This window comes from Shewanella basaltis, from assembly GCF_023283885.1.
Classification (GTDB): domain Bacteria; phylum Pseudomonadota; class Gammaproteobacteria; order Enterobacterales; family Shewanellaceae; genus Shewanella; species Shewanella basaltis.
Map to the genome: position 1 here is coordinate 133,239 of NZ_JAKILA010000001.1, position 16,269 is coordinate 149,507.

Here is a 16,269-nt window from a genome sequence, read left to right on the forward strand (position 1 = left end):
AATTCAACAGCGCTTAATTCATTAAAATTCAAAATAAAAACCAGAAGGCAACACCTTAGACACATCTATTTACATTTGCAACATAAGTGCACAATAAAAACCCCCGATAACTGCTTATCGAGGGTTTTATTTGGCAATGTAACGTTGTCTGTTAAGACAGACTCATTACAGGCTGTAGTACATCTCAAATTCTAATGGGTGAGTTGTACGCGCAACACGCTCTGCTTCAGCTGACTTAAGAGTGATGTAAGAATCAATAAAGTCTTTACTGAACACGCCACCTTTTAGTAGGAAGTCATGATCAGCTTTTAAGCATTCAAGTGCATTTTCTAATGATGTTGCAACTTGTGGGATCTCAGCAGCTTCTTCAGCTGGAAGATCATACAAGTCTTTATCCATTGCTTCACCTGGGTGGATCTTGTTTTGAATACCGTCAAGACCTGCCATTAACAATGCAGCAAAACCTAAGTATGGGTTTGCATGTGGATCAGGGAAACGCGTTTCGATACGGCGGCCTTTAGGGCTTGGTACCACTGGAATACGAATTGACGCACTGCGGTTACGTGCTGAGTAAGCTAGCATCACAGGCGCTTCAAAGTGAGGCACTAAACGCTTGTAAGAGTTAGTGCTTGGGTTAGTGAATGCGTTCAATGCACGAGCGTGCTTGATAATACCACCAATGTAGTAAAGCGCTGTTTCACTTAAACCAGCGTACTTGTCACCCGCGAACAAGTTAACACCGTCTTTTGCTAAAGACTGGTGAACGTGCATACCGCTACCGTTGTCGCCAACGATTGGTTTTGGCATAAAGGTCGCTGTTTTGCCATAAGCATGTGCCATGTTGTGCACAACATACTTAAGAATTTGGATTTCGTCTGCTTTCTTAGTTAGGGTGTTAAAGCGGGTTGCGATTTCGTTTTGACCCGCAGTCGCCACTTCATGGTGATGCGCTTCAACAACTTGGCCCATTTCTTCTAACACTAAACACATTGCAGAACGTAAGTCTTGTGATGAGTCAACTGGTGCAACAGGGAAATAACCACCTTTGACCATTGGACGGTGACCAGTGTTACCTTCTTCATAACTCTTAGATGAGTTCCATGCCGCTTCTTTTGCATCAATTTTCACAAAAGTGCCTGACATATCAGTGCCAAAACGGACGTCATCAAAAATGAAGAACTCTGGCTCTGGACCAATTAATACTGTGTCAGCAATACCAGTAGACTTTAAATATTCTTCTGCTTTTTTTGCAATTGAACGTGGGTCACGGTCATAACCCGTCATGGTGCCTGGCTCTAAAATATCACAACGGATAAGTGCAGTCGTTTCTTCAGTAAATGGATCTAAAACAAACGTTGTTGGATCAGGCATAAGTACCATGTCTGATTCATTAATGCCTTTCCAGCCAGAAATTGAAGAACCGTCAAACATTTTACCGTCTTCAAAAAAATCTTCATTTACTTGATGAGCGGGAATAGAAACATGCTGCTCTTTACCTTTGGTATCGGTAAAACGTAAGTCAACAAACTTAACTTCTAACTCTTCAAGTTGCTTTAAAACTGATTCAACTGACATTCTTAAGCCTCCGGTAGGGTAAAGGGTTATCCCTTAAAATAATTTGGTTTTTAGCCAGACAGTTAATCTGGAAAACGAATTTGCATTTATCCGATTGCCATCAACAAAGCGATATTCATGCCAACTAGTTAACTAATTGATTTTGCTTATCTTGGAAATATTCACACTGGTACCAAAAGACATTTAGCACCAACATAGTGCGCCACTATGTTCCAGTATGGTGCAAAAGTCCATGGTGGTGCGAGTGTTAAATCATCGATTTTGGTCATTGTCACATTTTTGCATGACAAGCTTGTTACCATAGCAAATGTACGATTTTTAGATCACTTTTGATAATTTTTTATAACAACTAGATGAAAAATGCCATGTGTTCAAAAATAATCCTATCTACAAAAGCCGCTCTGAAGTAGAATGGCACGCTTTTTTATAGTGTCTATAATGATATGACGCTGTAAAGCCCCCTTTTTTTATTGATGGTTTAGAGGTTTATCCGTGCTAGAGAATTTACGTAACATCGCCATTATTGCCCACGTTGACCATGGTAAAACAACCTTGGTAGACAAGTTGTTGGCGCAGTCAGGAACCCTTGCATCTCGTGGAGAAGCTACTGAGCGGGTTATGGATTCTAACGATCTTGAAAAAGAGCGTGGGATCACCATTCTGGCAAAGAACACTGCCATCAAGTGGAATGACTACCGTATTAACATCGTAGACACCCCAGGTCACGCCGACTTCGGTGGTGAAGTAGAGCGTGTTCTATCTATGGTAGATTCGGTTTTATTATTGGTTGACGCGGTTGATGGCCCAATGCCACAAACTCGCTTTGTAACCAAAAAAGCATTCGCTCAAGGCTTAAAGCCGATTGTTGTTATCAACAAAATTGACCGCCCAGGCGCACGTCCTGATTGGGTTATCGACCAAGTATTCGATTTGTTCGACAACTTAGGGGCAACTGACGAGCAGTTAGATTTCCCTATTGTTTACGCTTCTGCATTAAACGGTTTCGCGACGCTAGATCCAGACGAAACAAGTGAAGACATGACACCACTTTTCCAAACCATCATTGAGAAAGTATCTTTCCCTGATGCCGATGCGGAAGGTGCATTCCAGATGCAAATTTCACAGCTAGATTACAACTCTTATGTGGGTGTAATCGGTGTTGGTCGTATCAAACGCGGTAGCGTTAAAACAGGCCAACAAGTGACTGTTATTGGTGCTGATGGTAAAAAACGTAACGGCAAAATGGGCCAAGTATTAGGTTACATGGGCCTTGAGCGTACTGAAGTTGCAGTAGCAAACGCGGGCGACATCGTTGCAATTACCGGCTTAGGCGAACTAAAAATTTCAGATACTGTGTGTGCCGTGACTGAAGTTGAAGCATTACCACCTTTGTCTGTTGATGAACCAACATTAACCATGACATTCCAAGTAAACACTTCTCCGTTTGCGGGTAAAGAAGGTAAATACGTGACGTCACGTAATATCCTTGAGCGTTTACAACAAGAATTAGTGCACAACGTGGCATTACGTGTTGAAGAAACTGACAGTCCAGACCGTTTCCGCGTATCTGGCCGTGGTGAATTACACTTATCTATCTTAATTGAAAACATGCGTCGTGAAGGCTACGAGTTAGCAGTATCACGTCCAGAAGTTATTCTAAAAACAATCGATGGTGAACTATGTGAGCCATTCGAAACCGTAACGGTTGACGTTGAAGAAGAACACCAAGGCACAGTAATTGAAAAACTAGGTACTCGTAAAGCTGAAATGAAAGACATGCAGCTTGACGGTAAAGGCCGTGTGCGTATCGATTTTGTTATCCCAAGCCGTGGTTTAATTGGTTTCCAAACTGAATTCTTAACGGCAACGTCTGGCACTGGTTTGATTTACCACTCGTTCGATCACTATGCACCACACAAAGGCGGTGACATTGGTCAACGTGCTAACGGCGTATTAATTTCAAACGCGACGGGTAAAGCATTAACATTCGCACTATACGGTTTACAAGACCGTGGTCGTTTGTTTATTGGCCATGCGGTTGAAGTATATGAAGGCCAAGTAATTGGTATTCATGCTCGTTCAAACGATTTAACTGTTAACTGTCTAAAAGGCAAACAGTTAACCAACATGCGCGCATCTGGTACTGATGAAGCGCAAGTACTGACCCCGCCAATCATCATGACACTTGAGCAGGCGCTTGAGTTCATTGACGATGACGAATTAGTTGAAGTAACGCCTAAGAACATCCGTGTTCGTAAAAAGTTCTTAACTGAAAACGAGCGTAAGCGTAATAACCGCGCTTAAGTCATAAACGTCAGTATCATTAGCCCAGATAAACATCTGGGCTTTTTTATGCCTGTGACAACATGAAAACATTTAACTAGGAAGTTAAATTGAATATCTGCAATACTCTGAAAGAGTAAAACATTTACATTTATTGGGAGTTGTTATGAGTATGTTGCAAAATGTTAGTGTGGCAAAGCAGGCCAACGTCTATTTTAATGGTAAAGTCACCAGCAGAAGCGTTTTGTTTGCCGATGGCAGCAGACAAACGTTGGGTGTTGTTTTACCTGGTGAATATGAGTTTTCAACTGCCGAAGGTGAAATTATGCAAATCACGTCTGGTGAGTTTGATGTGTTGCTTCCCGAAACAACTGAATGGGCAACCTACCCTGCTGGTAGTCAATTTGAGCTTGCACCAAATGTGAGCTTTAGCATTCGCACCACGCAAATATCTGAATATTGCTGTCATTATATCTAACATTGAAAATCAGCTTAATCGTAAGCGATTAAGCTGATTTTTTAATAAAAAGCGTCTACTCTATGAAAATATTGGTTTTCAACGGGGTTAACATGCGTACTATTTTAATGATTGCTTTACTTATTTTGAGTACTAATTGCTTAGCAACGGTATATCGCTGGGTAGATGAGAATGGTAAAGTACATTATTCAGACGAACCCAAAGCCAATGCTGAAGTAATTGAAATTAATGAAGAGACCCAAAATAGTATTGCCATAAAAACCCCTCCTAAAGCCACCATCGCCCCCAAAGAAGACACTCAAATTAGCTACAAAATTAGCATTGTCTCTCCGCAAGAAGAAGCAACCATACGTGACAACAATGGCGAGTTCACCGTTAATGTGAGTGTAAGCCCGCAACTGCCACGTGGCGTAAAAATGATATTACTTGTTGATGGGGTGGCGGCACTAGAACCACAAACCTCTCCGATTTTTAAACTGACCGGTATTTATCGCGGCGAACATAACCTAGTTGTGAATGTAGTAACACAAAACGGCAAAGTACTTGCATCTAGCTCTCCAAGAAAGATATTTCTGCACCAAGCTTCAGTATTCAGTCCAGCGAACAAAGCTAGACAATAAATAAAAATAGAATATAATCATAAGCTTATAATTATTTAGTATTTTTATTAGCCTAACTGTTGCTTGTGTAGAACCGGTTGCTGAGCGCACCAAGTTGGTGCATCATACTAGTGCAACCCCACATCAGGATAGCTAATGGATACAAATAACCTACTCAATCATTTAGTCACAGCAGTGCTGGTTATCAATAACGAGCTAAGGCCCTGCTATGCCAATGCCGCAGCGGCACAGTTACTTGGAGTGGGTAATCACAAGCTACTTGAGCAAACATTACCCGAACTTTACCAATTAATGGGAGTTGAACCGCAGTTATTACGCGATGCCATTACCGCAGGCCAAGGCCTTACCGTTAACACAGCGGCACTAATTACCCTAGATGGACAGCATCATACGATTGACATCACGTTAATGCCTATCGAAGATGACACCAATTTGAGCATCTTAGAATTACGCCAGGTCGATCAACAACGTCGCATTCATCAACAATTAAATATGGATGCGCAACAACAGGCGGCACAATTTTTAGTGCGTAATCTAGCACATGAAATCAAAAACCCACTCGGCGGTTTGCGGGGTGCAGCACAGCTACTTTCTAGAGAGCTAACCTCTCCCGATTTGAAAGAATTTACCAGTTTAATTATCGAACAGGCTGATAGGCTGCGTAATTTAGTCGACCGCCTTTTAGGACCACAACGCCCCACTCAACATACTGTGCATAATATTCATCAAGTGGTGCAAAAAGTATTAAAACTGGTTCAAATGGCCTTACCTGAAAATGTAAAACTCAAGCGTGATTATGATCCATCTATCCCTGATATCAAAATGGACTCAGATCAAATGCAACAGGCTGTACTCAATATTGTGCAAAATGCCATTCAAGCTCTGGAACCTTGTGGTGGTGAAATTTTGATAAAAACGCGCACTCAGCACCAAGTCACCATTGGTACGCAACGCTACAAATTAGTTTTAGCGCTATCTATTATCGATAACGGCCCCGGGATCCCTCCCGATTTGGTGGACACACTGTTTTACCCCATGGTCACAGGCCGAGAAGAAGGGTCAGGTTTAGGTTTATCTATCGCCCATAATATTGCCCGTTTACATGGCGGCCGAATTGATTGTGTTTCAGTACCGGGACACACAGAATTTATTATTAACCTGCCATTACTGTGAGCAGTAATGATGCAACGAGGTTTAACATGAACATAAGCGAACAAGTTTGGATCCTAGATGATGATAGCTCTATTCGTTGGGTGTTAGAGAAAGCCCTGCAAGGGGCCTCTTTGACCAGTGCAAGCTTTGCCGCCGCCGAGTCGCTGTGGCAAGCATTAGAGTCATCACAGCCGCAGGTTATTGTGTCTGACATACGTATGCCTGGCACTGATGGATTAACCTTATTAGACCGGTTACAACTGCACTACCCTCATATTCCTGTCATCATTATGACGGCGCATTCAGATTTAGACAGTGCGGTAAGTGCTTATCAGGCAGGTGCTTTTGAATATTTACCAAAACCGTTTGATATAGACGAAGCCATCAACCTCGTTGAACGTGCACTGACACATGCAACCGAACAAATTCCTGCCGCTGCCGTCGACACCGCGGTCAAGACCCCAGAAATCATCGGCGAAGCTCCTGCAATGCAAGAAGTGTTTCGTGCCATAGGTCGCTTATCACGTTCATCAATCAGTGTGCTTATCAATGGTCAGTCAGGTACAGGTAAAGAATTAGTCGCTGGAGCATTACACAAACACAGCCCTCGAAAAGACAAACCCTTTATTGCACTCAATATGGCTGCAATTCCAAAAGACTTGATCGAGTCTGAACTGTTTGGCCATGAAAAAGGCGCATTCACGGGTGCTGCTAATGTGCGCCAAGGTCGTTTTGAACAGGCAAATGGCGGCACACTATTTTTAGACGAAATAGGTGACATGCCATTAGATGTTCAAACTCGGTTATTACGCGTATTAGCAGATGGGCAATTTTATCGCGTGGGCGGGCATCAATCTGTACAAGTTGATGTGCGGATCATTGCAGCAACCCATCAAGATTTAGAAATTTTGGTCCAAAAAGGCACTTTCCGTGAAGATTTATTCCACCGTTTAAACGTGATTAGGGTGCACTTACCCCCGTTATCACAACGCCGGGAAGATATTGCTCAATTAGCCACACATTTTTTATCGACTGCAGCAAAAGAGATTGGTGTCGAGCCAAAAATACTCACTAAAGAGACCGCAATAAAGCTGGCAAACTTACCTTGGCCTGGCAATGTCAGACAACTTGAGAATACCTGTCGCTGGTTGACCGTAATGGCTTCAGGGCAAGAGATTTTGCCACAAGATTTACCACCAGAGTTACTCAAAACGCCCACTGAGAGCCAGCAAAAGCATGCTGGTACCAGCGACTGGCAAACTGCACTAACAGATTGGATAGACGAAAAGCTTGCCGCTGGAGAAAACGATTTGTTAACCGAAGTGCAACCTCAATTTGAGCGTATATTACTTAAAACGGCATTAAAACACACACAAGGGCACAAACAGGAAGCCGCGAAACGCTTAGGCTGGGGACGAAATACATTAACCCGTAAATTAAAAGAATTATCAATGGACTAGCCGGTTTAGCTCTGGCTAATTTATTACCTAGCCCAAATCACTTAATGAGTTTTACATGTAAATTTGATTAAGGATGCTAGAATAAAATATGGACACTTAACAATACTCGCTTTAGCACAAGCAAAGGACTGATTTTGGATTTTGATGCAAATTATGGCGTGGTTATTCACCAGGATTTTATTCCCTTATATGCCGATGACAAATACGCTAAAATTTTTGGTTATCATAATGCAAAGGAGATATTAGCTTTAGACAGTATTTTGCAATTAATTGATCCTGAACAACAAGATGTTGCAGCACACACTTACTACGCATTAATGAGCGGAATGGAAAAACCTCAAGTGCGTAATTACGTTAACCGCAATCGTTCGGGTATATTGATGAATGTATTGGCCATTGAACATATTGTTGAATGGCAAGGTCGTCCTGCATTACAAATCACCATTGTCGATGTCACTGAATCGCATGAACTTAAATGCTCACTACAACAAAGTGAACAACGCTACCAACAGCTAATTAATAATGTGTTTGAAGGTGTCTTTATCCATCGAGATTTTACTCCTTTATTTTGTAATAAAGCCCTCTGTGAGCTCCTAGGTTTCCCCAATCAGAACGCTTTTCTTTCTCAACAATCAATGTTGCAGATAGTTGCAACTGAAGATCAACAGCGTCTCATCGAGGCCACAACCCGCTTACTGCAGAGTAAAAACACACCTGAACCGATTGAAATACACTGTTTGCACCAAAATGGAACTAGCTTGCGGTTAAAATTAGTGGAAAGCCTGATTTCATGGCAGGGTGAAGATGCGGTACAAGTGTCAGTATTCGATATGACAGAATCTTATCGATTAAAAGAAAAACTCGATCAGCTAATCTATCAAGACTTTTTAACCAATGTGCTTAATCGACGTGGATTTATGCATTTTGCACGTCAGCTTGACCCCCAAGATCAGCCCAAAAATAAATGCTTCTACTGTTTGATTATTGGCATGGATGACTTAAAACAAATCAATCATCTTTATGGGTATAGCGTAGGTGATATCGCCTTGGTGCAGTTTGCTAAACACTGTAAAAAGAAGCTTGCTGAAACGGATTTAATTTCGCGCTGGAGCGGCGATGAGTTCATCGCGATGATCCAAGCAACAAATCACAAAGCAGCTCGTCAAGTTGCTGAACACATACGCCACTTCTTTAATGATACTGAATTGGTTGACCCTGAGACAAAAAAACCAATCAATTTCAGTACCAGTATTGGCTATGCTCAATGGCAAGAAGATGAAGAACTAGACACATTAATATTACGTGCGGACTCTGCTTTAGAGCTTGCACGTTCGCAAATCACTGAACAATTAGTCTTTGCCTAGACTGGGTCTTGATGGATAATCACTTCAGCATCATCAAAAGCGGCTTTAATTGCAAGCCCAGCTTTATCAGCAATATCATGCGCCACCTCTAACGACAATTCTCTGGGTAATTCCATGTGTAATTGAATAAACGTCGTTTTACCGGCTTGGCGAGTGCGTAAATCATGAATACCTCTTACACGAGGGTCCTGTTTTGCCAACGCTTTAATGTGCTCGCGGGTGTCATCGTCTAGCTCACGATCCAGTAAACTTTGTATCGAACGGTAGCCTAAATCTAGTGATTGTTGCCCAATAAACACAGCAATCAGCACCGCAAACAACCCATCGGCCCACCACCAACCGTACAGGGCTAATACCAATGCCAGTAATACTGCTCCATTGAGTAACAAGTCCGATTTATAATGTAAAGAGTCTGCCTCAACCACAGTGCTATTGGTGTTTTCTAGCGCTCGCTGCTGCACAAAAACCAATGCAAGGGTCAACAGTATCGAAATAATAGACACTATGATCCCCACACCTGCCTCTGTAATCGGCACAGGATTAATTAACCGCTCTGCGCCATAAAGCAATAAAAGCGATGCAGACCCTAAAATAAATGCCGCCTGAGCCAAAGACGCCAGTGGTTCAGCTTTGCCATGACCATAGCGATGATCTTTATCTGCAGGAACTATGGCATAACGGATGGCAATAAAGTTAACAATTGACGCTAATGCATCTGCAAATGAGTCTGTTAGTGAACCCAGCATACTGGCCGATCCTGAATACAACCACGCCAATAACTTAATCACGATAAGACACAATGCGGTCGCTACCGACGCACGGCTTGCAAGCTTGACCCAAAAATCATAATCAGAAGAGGTAGACATAAGACGGTTATCGATTCTATTAGCTAAGTTATCTGGGGTTACTATAGCAAGTTCAATACGATATTAGGACAAAGTTTACTGACAACATCGATACCTTTACTCAAAGTGTGACCATTAGCAAACTTGCATAAACAAAAAAGCCGTTACCAAGGCAACGGCTTTGATTTAGCACAAGGCTGTGGTTAACGACGAGATTTATGACCTTTACCTTTGGCAAATTTTTCTTGAAATTGCACTTGTTGCTCAGGAGTCAACAATTGATAAATTTCGTTTTGCATTTTTAAATGTGACAACATACCTTGTAGTTTCTTTTGATGCTGTGCTTCAGCCATTTCGGTTGCTTTGGCTTCGTCAAAAGAGGCGCTAGTCACTAGAGCTAACATTTCTGTACGTTGTGCTTCACGTTGTGCTTCACGTTGCTCTTTAGTTGGGCGTTCAGGGCGATCGGCTTTGTATTTTTCAACAATCGCGTTAACTTGCTCCTTTTGGGCATCCGTTAAATCCAACTTGCGTAACATTCTCTGCATGCCATCTTGAGGGCCATGGCGCTTATTGCCCTTTTTGCATGTCTGTTCTGTTTTCACTTTTGCATCTGCCGAATCCACAGCATACAACTGGCCAGCCAATAATGCCGAACTTGCCACTAAGGCAACTAAACTGGTTTTGATAATCGATGATGTTTTCATTGCTAAGTTCCTCGGTAAAAATGAGTGTTCGTTTTCTGCCTTAGCAGATTTGATACTCAGTTTAACCAATGCAATGTCAATTAGGGTGACGAGTGAGTAAACCTATGTAAAGAGCATTTTCATATCATGTTATGGGCAATAATTCATGATCAACTCGGCATATTCGAACATAAAAATCATTGTAATGAGAGCCAGTTAACGAAAAATAGACTTGATCCTTACAGCAAACTTATAAGGGCATAAAATCATCTTATTAGCGTTTTAATGGAATAGATTATGAACCGATTGATTGGCCCACTCCTATTACTGATCAGTATTTTTTTGCTCGCGCCAGGCGTTGTCGCCAATACATCCTCAACTGCAGATGATGAGATTTGGTACAGCCAAAAAGACCAGCAACCTGTTATAAAGTTGCACTTTTTTTGGTCTAAAACCTGCCCGCATTGCCGAGAAGCACACCCCTTTATCGATGCACTAGGAGAACGCGTTGAATGGATTGAATTACACGATTACGTCATCAGCGCCCCAGGCAATGTCGATAAATTGATGCAAATGGGCAAACAAACGGGCGTAGAACCTAAGTCAGTGCCCTATTTTGCCATTTGTGGTGAAGCCGTTGTTGGTTACAACAGCCATAATGTCACCGGGCGCTATATTCTAGACCGGCTCATTGATTGTTATCAACGCCGAGGGGGGCAGGCTGATATTGGCAACAAATTAGACGACTTTTTAGGTACTGTAACACTCAAAGATGCACCACTTTTTGAAACCTGTGCCGACACCAGTGACAATCCAAGTGCACAAGGCAGTTGCGGCATGTCATTTGACAGCGCGAGTCAAATTGAGCAAAAACCTCAGATTCAACCTGTTGAGATCCCCTTAATTGGTGCGGTTCATCCTGAACAGATGTCGTTACCAGTACTGACCTTAGTGTTAGCAGGTGTTGACGCCTTTAATCCCTGTGCCTTTTTCGTGTTGCTGTTTTTACTCAGTATTATGGTTAATGCGGGTAGCCGTAAACGCATGCTGTTAGTCGGCGGTATTTTCGTGTTTTTCTCGGGGTTTATTTACTTTATTTTTATGAGTGCATGGCTCAATTTATTCCAGCTACTCGGTGGCGGCGATGGTGGCATTATCATTACCTGTGCAGGTTTGCTGGCACTTACTGCCGCACTGGTCAATATTAAAGACTATTTTTACGGCCGTGGTGATGTAAGTTTATCAATGTCGGTCGAAAACCGCGGCTCACTCATCAAGCGTATGGGGAAGTTGTCTAAAGCCAGCTCATTGCCGACCATGATTTTAGGCTCAACGATTTTGGCTATTTTAGCCAATGCCTATGAGCTACTGTGCACCGCAGGATTTCCAATGATTTACACCTCAGTGTTGTCGTTATCAGATATTGATACCATGCAGCGCTATATGTATTTAATTGCCTATAATATCGTGTATGTCATTCCTTTAGCCGCTATTGTTATTGTATTCTCAATGACATTAGGTAAGCGAAAGCTCACCGAAAAAGAAGGGGAAGTCCTTAAACTGATGTCTGGCATAATGATGCTGGGCTTGGGGGGAATGCTAGTCTTCAATCCTGTTGCATTACAAAATGCTGTGTTTTCGGTTGGCTTAATCCTCGGGGCAATTTTAGTGACATTTATTGTGGTTAACATAACCCGTTATGTAAGAAAACAACGCGCTAAAATGTAAAACTATGCAATGTTAATGTAAATTCTCCCTAGTATAAGATACCCTTTTAATTAAAAATCGGTATTTTGTACCGATTTTACTTGTGCTAGAGGACAGTTATGAATCGCATTTTATTAATAGATGATGACGTTGGTTTATCGGATTTACTCAGCCAGTTGCTTGAGCTTGAAGGCTTTGCATTAACTCAAGCCTTTGATGGCGAGCAAGGGCTATCCCTCGCGCAACAACAAGACTTCGATTTAATTCTACTTGACGTAATGCTGCCAAAATTAAATGGTTTTGAAGTATTGCGTGCATTACGTCAACGCAAGCAAACCCCTGTTCTTATGCTGACCGCTCGCGGTGACGAGATCGATCGTGTTGTCGGGTTAGAAATTGGAGCCGATGATTACTTACCCAAACCATTTAACGACCGCGAATTGGTTGCGCGTATTCGAGCTATTTTACGCAGAGCTCAAACCCGTCAGCAAGAAACCCAAGTCGACGACATGATGCAGTTTGGTGATTTGCGCCTCGATCCTACGCGTCAAGAAACCTATTGCAATGAACAATTGATCATCTTGACCGGCACCGAGTTTTTACTCTTGTTTCATTTACTCGAAAAAAGTGGTGAGCTTGTCACCAAAGAATCATTGAGTGAAAATGTGCTGGGCAAAAAGTTAATGCCGTTTGATCGTAGCCTAGACATGCACCTATCAAATTTACGTAAAAAACTTCCTGAGCGCCAAGACGGTCGCCCTCGGGTTAAAACCTTACGTGGTAAAGGTTATATCTGGATACCTTAATGTTAAAGCACAACCCGTTTAATCGACTCTTTTTTAAGTTACTGCTGGGCTTTTGGCTGTGTAGCTCATTAATTATTGCCCTTATTTCTTTATTGCCCTTGCTACAACAAAACCATGACCGCTCAAAGCTTCCGCCAAGGCTTGAACAGGTGCTTCAAAATGTTGCTGACCGAATTCAGGCACAACCGCAATTACTTGAAAGTAATAACCTGCAACGTTTTCACCGTGGCCGCAATCACAAGGGCGGCCCTATTCGGCTATATTTAACCGACGACGAAGGTAAAGTATTAAACAGTAAGCGAGTGTCTCGAGAATTTAGGCGTTTTCAATTAATGGCAGAAGAAGCAAATCAGCCCATTAGCCACCAATTTAGAGATGAATTGATTTTTGGACCGCTTGAATTCTCCGTTAACGGTAAAAACTATCAGTTATTTGGGCGTTTACCTGACAATCATCCAAGACCATGGTTTTTCTTTTTTGCCGATAACAAATTACTTACCGCGGGCTTAGCTATTTTATTATCAGGCTTACTGTGTGGTTTACTGGCCTGGTATTTAGGAAAACCATTACGTTCATTAAAACACAGCGCCAATGCGCTAGCTAAAGGTGACTTAGCCAATCGTGTTGATGCCGCAACCGCCAGTCGACGTGATGAAATGGGCCAACTTGCTGTAGCCTTTAATGGCATGGCAGATGCCATTGAAACCATGGTAAATAACCAGCAACGGTTAATGGGCGACATATCTCATGAGCTGCGCACTCCCCTAACACGCCTGCAATTGTCACTAGCACTTGCACGTAAAAAAGGCCAACAAAGCACAGAGCTTGATCGCATTGAATATGAGGCTCTTCAACAAGAAGCACTCATTAGTGAACTACTCACCTTGTCACGTGTGAGGCTAAACGCCACAGAAAAACGCTTAACTGCCGAGCTAACAGAAACCTTAAGCCAAGTGCTCGACGATGCTGAATTTGAAGCTGAACAACAAGGTAAACAACTACACATCAACATTGATGAATCAATATGCTTTGAGCATTTACCAAAGACCTTGTCTCGTGCCATTGAAAACTTGTTGCGCAATGCAATTCGCTATGCAGAAAAAAATATCTACATCGAAAGCCAACAAACTAAACATAAAGTGAGTATTGTGGTTAAAGATGATGGCCCAGGGCTGCCAACTGAAGAGTTAGAGGCGATTTTTACGCCATTTTACCGCCCTGATAGTGCGCGCGATCGTGAATCGGGTGGCTGGGGATTAGGACTGGCCATTACTCAAGCAGCTATTTATGCTCACAATGGTAAAATTGTCGCCCAAAATGATTTACCACATGGGCTCATGGTGACAATTGATTTGCCAACTAATTAATACCATTCCGCGTTAGCAAGTGATCTCTCAGCGAGAATTTAAAAGGGCTTAAACAAGGCGAATGACTGAATGAATAGTTATTCTCTTTCGAAGTCATGCAACGCAGTATAAGCCCTTTTAAAACTCGCCTGAAAGGAATGCCCCAGCGGCTTTTGCTCTGCGTTCTCGCTATTTGAAAGGGAACAACCATTACTACATAGCGACGCCTTAATCAAAAACCGCTGGACGCATTCTGAGTGGTCACTTATTAATGCGGAATGGTATAACTCAAATTAGTGTAAAAACCGTCGCGAAGTGATGCTATGCTTAACAGTAACATCACATTAACGATCTCCATATGTATCGAATCATCATTGGTTTATTAAGCTGTTATCTTGTGACTAGTCACGCCCAGGACATTGAGGTCATTGCGTTTGAGTACCCGCCTTATTTAACACAACACAGCACAGACCAAGGTGAAGCGGTGGCATTGTTGCAGCACGCTTTTGCTTATAGTGCGTTTAGCCCTAAAATAAGATTTATCAATAATCGTGATGCGCAACAATACATCAACAACCGTAAATGGTGCTTAAGCTTTATTCCGCCACAATCTCCTACTAAGCAACATTTACAAGTGATATTGGCAGATATTACCTTGCCTCTGACATTATTTCGCCTTGCTGAACCACAAGTATTTATTGGTAACGAACTTAAAGACAAAGTGATTGCTCACTTACCTATTTCTCTAGGCGATAATAAAGTACGTGCATTTGTTGATTCTGGCGCTCAACTAGCGCCTGTAGAAACAATAGAGCAAGGTATTTCGTTATTGCTAAACCAAGAGGTAGATTATGTGTATGGCGATCAACAGGCCATCGATTTTGCTAGTCAAAAACTCAACTTTCCAGCCATGTTATTACAAGACTCTGCCACGGTATTTTACCATTTTCCCATCTCGGTATGGTTAAACACTCAATGTCAAAATGCACAACAACTGCGCGATCATTTTACTCAGCAGCGCTATTCCATTTATCACTTTTAGCTGACAATAGTGCTCACGCTAGCCTGCTGATGACGATCAGGCGCTGCTGAGGTATAATTCGTTTCCGTTTGTCTGTCTCGTTCAATCTTAAGGTTACTATGTTTCATATTGCACTCTACGAACCCGAAATCGCCCCAAACACAGGTAATATTATCCGTTTATGCGCAAACAATGGTACGCAACTGCATTTAATTGAACCATTAGGATTTGATTTAGAAGAAAAAAAACTCCGTCGTGCTGGTCTAGACTACGCAGACTTAACCCGCGTTACACGCCATAAAGACTATGCGAGTTTTTTAGCGGCAATGCCTGGAAAACGCATCATGGCCTGCACCACAAAAGGCAGCAGACCTCACACTCAAATTGCCTTCCAAGAAGATGATGTATTGCTATTTGGGCCAGAAACCCGCGGGTTGCCAATGGACATCATTAACGCCACACCTCTAGAGCAACGTTTGCGTATCCCCATGACAGCCAATAGCCGCAGCTTAAACCTGTCTAACTCAGTGGCAATTATTAGCTACGAGGCATGGCGACAACTTGGGTTTGTAGGCGCAGAGTAATGAAACAAGCACCTTCACCAGAAACTCAACATAATGCTCTTGCTATGGCGAAAGCTACGCAAAAACCGGGGCAAACAAAAGAACAAACCAAGCTAATTGCTGCCGGAATTGAAAAAGGTATCGCCGAATATAAAAAGCGTGAAAAAGCCAAAGCGCGCGACAGAGATAAAGCGCGTAAACAGCAGATTAAAGCTAAAAACAATGCCAATCAGCTTGATAGCAATGACACAAGCACTGACGAGTCCTATTCACAAATGACCCCTGCTGCATGGGGGTTGTTAGGATTACTAGTGTTAAGTTGGCTTGGGTTTGCCATTTATGGTGTGATGGCGTAATCCCGTG

General features: G+C 42.4%; 15 protein-coding genes. 12 read left to right on the forward strand and 3 right to left on the reverse strand.

Translation table 11 applies throughout. The features are described 5' to 3' along the window. Positions 1-165: 165 nt before the first annotated feature. Positions 166-1,575 carry a glutamate--ammonia ligase gene (glnA, locus tag L2703_RS00595; protein ID WP_248969211.1) on the reverse strand — a complete coding sequence of 470 codons (1,410 nt, stop codon included), beginning with the start codon at positions 1,573-1,575 and terminating at the stop codon, positions 166-168. A 492-nt stretch (positions 1,576-2,067) separates the two neighbouring features. Here glnA and typA point away from each other — a divergent pair, with 492 nt between their 5' ends. The 6 genes from typA to L2703_RS00625 all read left to right on the forward strand — a co-directional run bounded on the left by typA (position 2,068) and on the right by L2703_RS00625 (position 8,932). Continuing rightward, complete coding sequence (gene typA, locus L2703_RS00600) at positions 2,068-3,879, forward strand: translational GTPase TypA (protein WP_248969212.1); 1,812 nt, start codon at positions 2,068-2,070, stop codon at positions 3,877-3,879. A gap of 145 nt (positions 3,880-4,024) precedes the next feature. Next, a complete protein-coding gene (ppnP, locus tag L2703_RS00605) occupies positions 4,025-4,336 on the forward strand; it encodes a pyrimidine/purine nucleoside phosphorylase (RefSeq protein ID WP_248969213.1) in 312 nt (103 codons plus the stop codon). 92 nt (positions 4,337-4,428) lie between these two features. Beyond that, positions 4,429-4,956, forward strand: coding sequence for a DUF4124 domain-containing protein (locus L2703_RS00610; protein ID WP_248969214.1), 528 nt, complete (start codon positions 4,429-4,431; stop codon positions 4,954-4,956). A 135-nt stretch (positions 4,957-5,091) separates the two neighbouring features. Further along, positions 5,092-6,129: a nitrogen regulation protein NR(II) gene (gene glnL / locus L2703_RS00615; RefSeq protein WP_248969215.1), complete on the forward strand. Its 1,038-nt coding sequence runs from the start codon at positions 5,092-5,094 to the stop codon at positions 6,127-6,129. A 26-nt stretch (positions 6,130-6,155) separates the two neighbouring features. Continuing rightward, positions 6,156-7,568 carry a nitrogen regulation protein NR(I) gene (gene glnG, locus L2703_RS00620; RefSeq protein ID WP_248969216.1) on the forward strand — a complete coding sequence of 471 codons (1,413 nt, stop codon included), beginning with the start codon at positions 6,156-6,158 and terminating at the stop codon, positions 7,566-7,568. Between the two features lie 134 nt (positions 7,569-7,702). Beyond that, complete coding sequence (locus tag L2703_RS00625) at positions 7,703-8,932, forward strand: sensor domain-containing diguanylate cyclase (RefSeq protein WP_248969217.1); 1,230 nt, start codon at positions 7,703-7,705, stop codon at positions 8,930-8,932. On the opposite strand, the gene fieF is transcribed toward L2703_RS00625, so the two are convergent. Next, positions 8,929-9,798, reverse strand: coding sequence for a cation efflux pump FieF (fieF, locus tag L2703_RS00630; protein WP_248969218.1), 870 nt, complete (start codon positions 9,796-9,798; stop codon positions 8,929-8,931). The two genes, L2703_RS00625 and fieF, sit on opposite strands and share 4 nt — an antisense overlap. Before the next feature lie 182 nt (positions 9,799-9,980). Continuing rightward, positions 9,981-10,484 carry a Spy/CpxP family protein refolding chaperone gene (locus L2703_RS00635; RefSeq protein ID WP_248969219.1) on the reverse strand — a complete coding sequence of 168 codons (504 nt, stop codon included), beginning with the start codon at positions 10,482-10,484 and terminating at the stop codon, positions 9,981-9,983. A gap of 276 nt (positions 10,485-10,760) precedes the next feature. Between L2703_RS00635 and L2703_RS00640 the strand changes: the two genes are divergently transcribed. The 6 genes from L2703_RS00640 (at position 10,761) to L2703_RS00665 (ending at position 16,262) form a co-directional block, all read left to right on the forward strand. Then, positions 10,761-12,191 (forward strand): thioredoxin family protein, encoded by a 1,431-nt coding sequence (locus L2703_RS00640; protein WP_248969220.1) that lies wholly within the window; start codon positions 10,761-10,763, stop codon positions 12,189-12,191. Between the two features lie 98 nt (positions 12,192-12,289). Further along, positions 12,290-12,976, forward strand: a complete 687-nt coding sequence (locus L2703_RS00645) for a response regulator (protein WP_248969221.1) — start codon at positions 12,290-12,292, stop codon at positions 12,974-12,976. Further along, a complete protein-coding gene (locus tag L2703_RS00650; protein ID WP_248969222.1) occupies positions 12,976-14,343 on the forward strand; it encodes an ATP-binding protein in 1,368 nt (455 codons plus the stop codon). The genes L2703_RS00645 and L2703_RS00650 overlap by 1 nt, the downstream gene beginning before the upstream one ends. 337 nt (positions 14,344-14,680) lie before the next feature. Then, positions 14,681-15,364: a hypothetical protein gene (locus L2703_RS00655; protein WP_248969223.1), complete on the forward strand. Its 684-nt coding sequence runs from the start codon at positions 14,681-14,683 to the stop codon at positions 15,362-15,364. Positions 15,365-15,462: 98 nt separating this feature from the next. Further along, positions 15,463-15,927 carry a tRNA (uridine(34)/cytosine(34)/5-carboxymethylaminomethyluridine(34)-2'-O)-methyltransferase TrmL gene (trmL, locus tag L2703_RS00660; protein ID WP_248969224.1) on the forward strand — a complete coding sequence of 155 codons (465 nt, stop codon included), beginning with the start codon at positions 15,463-15,465 and terminating at the stop codon, positions 15,925-15,927. Next, positions 15,927-16,262 carry a DUF2956 domain-containing protein gene (locus L2703_RS00665; protein ID WP_248969225.1) on the forward strand — a complete coding sequence of 112 codons (336 nt, stop codon included), beginning with the start codon at positions 15,927-15,929 and terminating at the stop codon, positions 16,260-16,262. Before trmL ends, L2703_RS00665 begins: the two co-directional genes overlap by 1 nt. The last annotated feature ends 7 nt before the right edge of the window (positions 16,263-16,269 follow it).

Excerpts from the sequence above, each read along its gene's own strand:
- glnA (WP_248969211.1), bottom strand. The coding sequence starts at position 1,575 with ATGTCAGTTGAATCAGTTTTAAAGCAACTTGAAGAGTTAGAAGTTAAG.
- ppnP (WP_248969213.1), top strand. The coding sequence starts at position 4,025 with ATGAGTATGTTGCAAAATGTTAGTGTGGCAAAGCAGGCCAACGTCTAT.
- L2703_RS00610 (WP_248969214.1), top strand. The coding sequence starts at position 4,429 with ATGCGTACTATTTTAATGATTGCTTTACTTATTTTGAGTACTAATTGC.
- glnL (WP_248969215.1), top strand. The coding sequence starts at position 5,092 with ATGGATACAAATAACCTACTCAATCATTTAGTCACAGCAGTGCTGGTT.
- glnG (WP_248969216.1), top strand. The coding sequence starts at position 6,156 with ATGAACATAAGCGAACAAGTTTGGATCCTAGATGATGATAGCTCTATT.
- fieF (WP_248969218.1), bottom strand. The coding sequence starts at position 9,798 with ATGTCTACCTCTTCTGATTATGATTTTTGGGTCAAGCTTGCAAGCCGT.
- L2703_RS00635 (WP_248969219.1), bottom strand. The coding sequence starts at position 10,484 with ATGAAAACATCATCGATTATCAAAACCAGTTTAGTTGCCTTAGTGGCA.
- L2703_RS00640 (WP_248969220.1), top strand. The coding sequence starts at position 10,761 with ATGAACCGATTGATTGGCCCACTCCTATTACTGATCAGTATTTTTTTG.
- L2703_RS00645 (WP_248969221.1), top strand. The coding sequence starts at position 12,290 with ATGAATCGCATTTTATTAATAGATGATGACGTTGGTTTATCGGATTTA.
- L2703_RS00650 (WP_248969222.1), top strand. The coding sequence starts at position 12,976 with ATGTTAAAGCACAACCCGTTTAATCGACTCTTTTTTAAGTTACTGCTG.
- L2703_RS00655 (WP_248969223.1), top strand. The coding sequence starts at position 14,681 with ATGTATCGAATCATCATTGGTTTATTAAGCTGTTATCTTGTGACTAGT.
- trmL (WP_248969224.1), top strand. The coding sequence starts at position 15,463 with ATGTTTCATATTGCACTCTACGAACCCGAAATCGCCCCAAACACAGGT.
- L2703_RS00665 (WP_248969225.1), top strand. The coding sequence starts at position 15,927 with ATGAAACAAGCACCTTCACCAGAAACTCAACATAATGCTCTTGCTATG.